The sequence below is a fragment of the Shewanella sp. AS1 genome, assembly GCF_021412565.1.
Classification (GTDB): Bacteria; Pseudomonadota; Gammaproteobacteria; order Enterobacterales; family Shewanellaceae; genus Shewanella.
In genome coordinates this window covers 1-279 of sequence record NZ_JAKCLJ010000145.1, presented here as the reverse complement: position 1 = coordinate 279, position 279 = coordinate 1, and the positions used below count along the sequence as shown (strand labels likewise).

At 65.9% G+C, this 279-nt stretch carries 1 protein-coding gene; it reads left to right on the top strand.

The window, feature by feature from the left end; genetic code table 11:
* Nucleotides 1-279 (top strand): hypothetical protein (locus LZP69_RS16430; RefSeq protein WP_234201754.1); only part of this gene is annotated, 279 nt, incomplete at both ends.

Below are 279 nucleotides of genomic sequence, written 5' to 3'. Positions count from 1 at the left end.
TGGGGACCACTGGTCGGCCTGACCTGGATGGCGGCCCATTCACAGGAACTTGATACGAAGCTCCAGTCGGTGTTCGAGAACCGCGACCGCAGCTACACCCCGTTCATGACGCAGTTCGGCGTCGCCCTGGAGCAGAGGCTGCCTCTGGGGCAGACGGCAAGCCACTTTGCGTTCCAGGAGGTGCTCGCTGTTACCGGGGTCGACCAGGGCGTGGCGCTGCCGTCGCTGAGCGTCCTGCTGGGCTTTCGCAGCCACGCCGGTCTCCAGCTCGGTCTCGGT